Annotated in this window: 6 protein-coding genes; 2 read left to right on the top strand and 4 right to left on the bottom strand. The window is 46.2% G+C overall.

Going from position 1 to position 5,819, the window contains the following annotated elements; genetic code table 11:
- Window positions 1-45: 45 nt before the first annotated feature.
- Window positions 46-804: a 16S rRNA (uracil(1498)-N(3))-methyltransferase gene (locus P5683_RS02230; protein ID WP_187758504.1), complete on the bottom strand. Its 759-nt coding sequence runs from the start codon at window positions 802-804 to the stop codon at window positions 46-48.
- 74 nt (window positions 805-878) lie between these two features.
- Complete coding sequence (gene sir / locus P5683_RS02225) at window positions 879-2,879, bottom strand: sulfite reductase, ferredoxin dependent (RefSeq protein WP_006623059.1); 2,001 nt, start codon at window positions 2,877-2,879, stop codon at window positions 879-881.
- Window positions 2,880-3,043: 164 nt separating this feature from the next.
- Here sir and P5683_RS02220 point away from each other — a divergent pair, with 164 nt between their 5' ends.
- Entirely contained in the window at window positions 3,044-3,313 is a 270-nt protein-coding gene (locus P5683_RS02220; protein WP_006623058.1) for a chlororespiratory reduction protein 7, read from the top strand.
- 69 nt (window positions 3,314-3,382) lie between these two features.
- Here the strand turns inward: P5683_RS02220 and P5683_RS02215 are convergent, their stop codons facing one another.
- Complete coding sequence (locus tag P5683_RS02215) at window positions 3,383-3,934, bottom strand: DUF2854 domain-containing protein (protein ID WP_006623057.1); 552 nt, start codon at window positions 3,932-3,934, stop codon at window positions 3,383-3,385.
- A 177-nt stretch (window positions 3,935-4,111) separates the two neighbouring features.
- Between P5683_RS02215 and P5683_RS02210 the strand changes: the two genes are divergently transcribed.
- Entirely contained in the window at window positions 4,112-4,294 is a 183-nt protein-coding gene (locus P5683_RS02210; RefSeq protein WP_006623056.1) for a hypothetical protein, read from the top strand.
- 198 nt (window positions 4,295-4,492) lie between these two features.
- Here P5683_RS02210 and dnaN read toward each other — a convergent pair whose 3' ends face one another.
- Entirely contained in the window at window positions 4,493-5,674 is a 1,182-nt protein-coding gene (gene dnaN, locus P5683_RS02205) for a DNA polymerase III subunit beta (RefSeq protein WP_006623055.1), read from the bottom strand.
- Between the last annotated feature and the right edge of the window lie 145 nt (window positions 5,675-5,819).

The raw sequence follows: 5,819 nt of genomic DNA, 5'->3' as shown, positions 1-5,819 counted from the left end.
GTGACCGATCGCCAAAATTAACAATTAATAATTAATAATTAATAATTAATAATTATCCATTTCGGAGACCGCAGCCACCAGAGATAAAGCTACCATGGGGGCTGTGACCGATCGCAAAATTCGGCTTCCCAGAGACACCGGCTGAAATCGCCTATTAATAGCCTCCTCAACCTCTGGTGTTGTCCATCCCCCTTCGGGTCCAATAGCTAAAAGCAGGGAATTGTAGACATAACCCTTTCCTTGTCCCGTTCTCGCAGCCAACAAACAATTCAACAGGTGGGGAAAATCTCCCCTAGCCACACAAATATATTTATCTACCTCTTCTCCCTGGTCTGACAAAGTTTCCCAAGCCTGCTGTATCGATAGTGGATCAGTAATTTCCGGGAGGATCTGACGTTCTGACTGTTCCGCCGCCTCTGTAGCAATACGTCGCCAGCGGGCTAGTTTTTGAGGGCTAGGGACAACCACAGTGCGGGCGCTGATAATGGGAACCAAACGAGACACTCCCAACTCCGTAGTACAGCGCACAATCTCCTCAAAGCCACTTCCTTTAGGCATAGACACCCATAAAGTCACAGGTATGGGTAACTCATTGTTAATCCTTATCGGTTCAACTACAGTGGCATTTTGCCCGCCTTTCCAGATAGCCAGCCACCAACCCCCCCGACCATCAAGAATAATAAAGCGATCGCCTGGTTGTAGGCGCAAAACCCGACCCAAATAATGCTGTTGTCCAGCAGTCAGGTCTACTTGTTGGTGGTGGAATTGTTCAGAAGCGATCGCGATCCGTTGAAGTTCCCTCATGAAATTCTGTTAACAAAATGACCCCACCCGACTTTTGGTAGGGTGGGGATTACTTAATCTGCCATTAAAGGCAATTAGGACTCAGCTCGCACCTTAGCTAGGTACTCCTCAATCGCCTGGGTAGCAATTTCCACAATTGGTTTGCTTTGGCGTTTGGACTCATCTTTTAGTTGACTATAGATGTCATGACGCACACTAACCCGATGTCGAATTTTGCTAGGATCGACCGGAGCTTGGGGCGCGGGAGCCTCATTAGAGGGTGTTTCTACGGAAGTCGGGACAGGGATTTCTTTCGTCTCAATGTTCATCGAGGAATCTACTTGGTAATTGGATACAAAAGTGCGGATGGAGTCTAAACCAACACGATGGCAAAAATCGCCAAAACTCTCGGACGGTTGCCGATTCTGTTTAAAGCCAACAAAAATCGGCTCCAGAACTGCTTCTAGGTCACATAGAGCCAGCCGTTCCATAAAAGGTTCAGCTAGTCGCGTTTGGTTAGGAGAGCCTCCCAGCCAAACCTGGTAGGTGTCGGGAGCGCTACCGACGAACCCCAGTTCCGCCATGTAGGGTCTGGCACATCCATTGGGACATCCTGTCATCCTAACGACAAAATGCTCCTGTTCCAGCCCTACCTTGTCCAACAATACCCGAATCCGGTCCAGGATACCAGGGATTGCACGTTCAGATTCTGTAATTGCTAATCCACAAGTCGGGAAAGCTGGACAGGCCATGGCATAGCGGACCAGAGGATCAATTTCTGTTTCTGGCAAAACCCCATGTTCTTTCAGAAGGCGATCGATTGTCTTTTGGTGTTTGGGCGAAATCTGATACAGGATAATGTTATGGTTGCCTGTAATTAACATTGGCAACTCAAACTTTTGGTTAATTTGCTGTAAAGCTGCCTTCAGCCGGAAACTCCCGTCATCTTTCACCCGACCATTTTCTACCGAGATACCCAGAAATAAGTTACCGTCGCCCTGTTCATGCCATCCCAGGTAATCTTGATATTTCCAGGGAGGCAGGGGTTTAAAAGGTTTTAGGGGTTTGCCAAAATAATCCTCAACCTGAGCGCGGAATTTGTCAACTCCCCAATCCTCAATTAAATATTTCATCCGCGCGTGGCGGCGGTTAGTGCGATCGCCATAATCCCGCTGGGTTGCTACGATCGCCTTCACCAAATCATAAATATCAGCGCGATCGACATAGCCAATTTCATCAGCTATACGGGGGAAGGTTTCTTCCTTGCGGTGAGTTCTACCCATACCGCCGCCTGCTAGGACGTTAAAGCCCTCCAATTCTCCCGCCGCATTAGTTATGACCACCAAACCCACATCTTGGGTATAAATATCAACAGAGTTATCTCCGGGGACTGTTACCGCACACTTAAACTTACGGGGCATATAATGCTTGCCATAGATCGGCTCTTCCCCCTCATGGAAAATTGTGCCATTACCATTGCGATCGCGCGCCGCTTTGACTTCCGGGTTTTCCTCCGCACTAACTATTTTTTCCCCATCGAGCCAAATTTCATAATAAGCCCCAGTCTGAGGAGTCAGCAGATCCGCAATATAATTCGCGTAGGTTTTCGCATACTCATACTCAGGGCGATCGCAATAGGGGGCTGGAGGAGCCATCACATTCCGGTTCAAGTCTCCACAAGCACCCAGAGTCGAGCCCATGCTTTTGATAATGCTAGAGAGAACCGTTTTCAGGTTCTTTTTGAGAATCCCATGGAGTTGGAACCCTTGGCGGGTAGTTGTCCGCAGTGTCCCATTCCCGTATTCATCCGCTAGATGATCCAGAGTCTGATAAAGTTCAGGGGGGATAAATCCGCCTGGGCTGCGGGTTCGCAACATAAACTGATAATCTTTCTCTTGTCCCGGAACCCGATTATCTCGGTTATCCTGTTGGTAGGAGCCATGAAACTTGAGAATCTGAACCGCATCCTCTGTCAAATAGTTGCGATCGTTCAGCAGTTCAGTAGCTAAAGGCTCCCGCAGTTGATTACTGCGCTCTTTGATAGCTTCAAGTTTAGAGAGCTTTTCCGCTGATTTGGTAAATGTAGGGCTTGTCATAGTAAGGTGAAGTGCCAGTCAAAACAAAAAAACATCGAGGCTGAACCTGACTTAGCATAAATTCCAAGCCACACCCACTGGTTCTCGATATCCTAGCAAAATGATCGTACCATGATTATGCTAGAGATTGTCCTGCTGATGTTTAGATTTGGTAAAAATTTTTTATGGCAGATTCTTTAATGTACCAGGAAGATCACTTTGTGGTCTTGGAGTCTAACCAACCCGAGCAACTTATGACTGTCGCTGAACTTACAGACAAGTTACAGGCTATTCTAGCCCAACTACAAGATGATCTCCCCCGTGAGCTCCAAAAGTTTCCCACCCCCTCCCAGCAAGCCGAATATCTCATCAATACCTGCTGTGATCTTGATTTGGGACCCGGAAAATATCTACAGTGGTATGCAGTACGTTTAGAAAAAGGCAATCCCGAATAGGTAGCATAGACACCAGTTCCCCAAAGCTATGGGATTTAACCCCAAATTTGCCTATTGATTAGCCCTCAATTAGCTTTCCGTATCAGCAATCATGATTAAATCCACGCAATCAGTTTCTGGTTGAGTCACCTGTACCCGCAAATTCGGACCAAAAAATTGAGCAATTTTGCTTTGTTTCTCTTCCCACACCGATAGAGGCACAAAAGGCGAGTAAAATTCTAAAATGAGCGCATAACTGCCATCAACCACCCCTTCCCGCAAGGCTTGTAGTTGTGGGTGTTCCTCATCATTCCCTCCTAGCTTCAGGCGTTCGATCGCATCAATCAGGTGAGCAGATTGGCCATAACGATAGCGGGTCACATCCGATCGCACTTGATTTTGAGTCGGGGTCGCCTGTTGTTCCCGCTTGCTGAGGACTTCTGGCGTTGTCGGTTCAGAAAATGGTATCGGTTTAATTTCTGCCGCTTTCAGAGCTAGTCCCCCCAATAATAGGGGAATCCCATAAAAAAACCCCGCTAGGTTCAGGGTAGCATAGTCAGCAAAATAGGCGACAAACCCCACCACAGTAATTAACCCACCCAGCACTAAACCCACTTGAGCCAGAGAAATTTTACGCAACATCAGATTAACTAATTATCAATTTTTGTCATCAATCAATACTTTACCAAAAAATTGCCCGTCAACCCCAATCATTTACAGTCCCCCAGTCCGGTTTTTTTTTTCACATCACCAGAACACAAAACTTGAGTTTGATGCTAAAATCATCGAAAATCTAACTAGGTGACAAGAGGATAATCCATGGATTCACAGAAGATCCGAGAGGGAGTTGCCTTAATTGAGAGCAAACGGGAGGCTCTACTCAAGTTATTGGAAAAACCCAATTTAGGGCCTTTGCGAATTGATGTAAATCAGGCTCTCGAGGAAATGGACGAGTTGCTAGAAGACTTCAAACGCACATTTCCTGAATCCGAAACTAATTAAGTTTCTGGTCATAGGTTAGGGTTTTATCCCTCCTCTCAATGCCAGCTATTATATATATTTTCTGGGGCGGGGCGCAGTTAAATCCGATGTTTTTTAGGTAGAGTATTGTTGTATTCTCACCCATAAAAAGCATTCTTAATTAATGGCTACAGCCCCGCCCCCGCCTACCTTGGCAACCTTTAATCTGCCATTTGACTACTATCTACGCAGTTGAATAGGCATCACCAAATAGGTCATTTTTAAACCTCCAAAAGGATTGATAATTACCGGGGTGCTTGCCGCGTTCAATTGTATCTGAATTTCCGAACTATTCAACACCTTTAACCCATCCATTAAGTATTTAACATTAAAGGCAAGTTCCTTGGGTTCTTCACCAGAAATCTGAGCAGGCATTGACTCCAAAGCATTCCCGACATCAGCAGCTTCTACAGATAGGGAAATTTGTTGATTTACCTCATCAATGATACATTTAACAATATCATTTTTTTGGCTGGCTAAAACCCCAATCCGCTCCAAAGCCGCCAAAAGTGTCCGCCGTTCAACATTCACCTGGCTTAAAAACTTATTAGGTATTAACTGTTCATAAGCCGGATAAGCACCCTCCAACTTACGAGAGTTCAAACGACGAGTCCCCAATTCAAAAACCACTTGGGTATCATCAAAACCTAAAGTCACCATGGGGGGGGTTGTTGATTCTTCCTCCGTGGCGGCACTATGTCGCGCTGAGTTAGCACTGACAATCATGCGTTCCACCTCCCGCAGGGCGCGTGCTGGGATAGTGATTTCCAAGTTTTCTGGTTCTTGGCTATTGGGGTCTCGGACATTTTCCACCTTGACCACTGCGAGTCTATGACCGTCGGTGGAAGCAAAACAAAGGGTATCTTTTCCCACCTTGAGATTAACACCAGCTAGGACTTGCTTAGTTTCATCAGGGCTGGTAGCGAAGAGAGTTCCCTTTAAGCCTTCCAATAAACTATCAGCCGCTAGTTGAATGCTATGTTCACCTTCTACCGAGGGTAAGTCGGGATACTCCTCAGCCACCATTCCCCGGACTTGATAGCGTCCTGAACTGGAAGTTAGGGTAACTACAGCCTCTGTCTCTTCATCATCGACCTGAATATCGCCCCCAGGTAAACGGGAGACAATATCATTGAGCAATTTAGCAGGTAAGGTCAAAACTCCCCCCTGCTGAACCTGAGCCGGAAAACTGGTGTTAATTCCCATACTCAAGTCAAAGGCGGTTAAACTCAATTGTTGAGTGTCCGCATCAGCTTTCACCAAAATGTTAGATAAAATCGGGTGACTGGGACGGGATGGAATGGCTCTGGAAACTAAGGATAGATTAGAACTGAGTTGTTCCTGTTCTACAATTAACCGCATTTCAGGTATTTAGCAAGGGGACTGAAGCTAACATTATATCGCGCTATGGGGACGTGGCGATCGCCTAAGTTCTGAAACTAAGTTTTGAGGCTAAGTTTTGAGGCTAAGTTTTGAGGCTAAGTTTTGAGGCTAAGTTTTGAGGCTA

Origin of the sequence: Limnospira sp. PMC 1279.21, from assembly GCF_032349615.1 — a bacterium.
Classification (GTDB): domain Bacteria; phylum Cyanobacteriota; class Cyanobacteriia; order Cyanobacteriales; family Microcoleaceae; genus Limnospira; species Limnospira fusiformis.
This window is presented reverse-complemented; position numbering and strand designations above follow the sequence as displayed.

Coding starts and splice junctions, on each gene's coding strand:
- P5683_RS02230 (WP_187758504.1), bottom strand. CDS start 804: ATGAGGGAACTTCAACGGATCGCGATCGCTTCTGAACAATTCCACCAC.
- sir (WP_006623059.1), bottom strand. CDS start 2,879: ATGACAAGCCCTACATTTACCAAATCAGCGGAAAAGCTCTCTAAACTT.
- P5683_RS02220 (WP_006623058.1), top strand. CDS start 3,044: ATGGCAGATTCTTTAATGTACCAGGAAGATCACTTTGTGGTCTTGGAG.
- P5683_RS02215 (WP_006623057.1), bottom strand. CDS start 3,934: ATGTTGCGTAAAATTTCTCTGGCTCAAGTGGGTTTAGTGCTGGGTGGG.
- P5683_RS02210 (WP_006623056.1), top strand. CDS start 4,112: ATGGATTCACAGAAGATCCGAGAGGGAGTTGCCTTAATTGAGAGCAAA.
- dnaN (WP_006623055.1), bottom strand. CDS start 5,674: ATGCGGTTAATTGTAGAACAGGAACAACTCAGTTCTAATCTATCCTTA.